1 pseudogene is annotated in these 473 nt (G+C 35.7%); it reads right to left on the reverse strand.

The features are described 5' to 3' along the window. Positions 1-80: 80 nt before the first annotated feature. Positions 81-389 (reverse strand): annotated as a pseudogene (locus AC1M9D_RS14090) (hypothetical protein); the annotation flags it as partial. Positions 390-473 lie beyond the last annotated feature (84 nt).

Here is a 473-nt window from a genome sequence, read left to right on the forward strand (position 1 = left end):
TGTACGGTAGATTTTAGAGGCAGGCTTATTCATTTTGAAATTATATTGCTGAATAAGCTTTTGATGCTAGGTTTGTGCAACAAAGCCGTTTGTGTCTCTTTTAGATAGGTCTCTAAATTCCCTGCCATTCTTGCATTAAGATGTAATTCCATACGTCGAATGTCAGTTGACTTAATTTTACCATTTTCAGGATATAGACATTCAGCCATTAATCCTAAAATGGGACGTAAACCCATCCTTGCATGTGCTTCATGTTTAGGCTCTGCAAACAATCCAATTAAATTCGCACCAAGTAAAGCATTTCGTTGTATTGAAAGCACTTCTGTTTGAGGAGACATTGCATACAACAATAAATCAAGCACACTTCCACTTAAAGCATATATATTAGATCTCTTGCGAAAGTTAATTTAAGAGCATCCAATTCACCATTCCAGCAATTAAATTCATTCTTAGACCAAAGCGTTTCCGTCTAT

The organism is Acinetobacter sp. ANC_7682 (genome assembly GCF_056779795.1).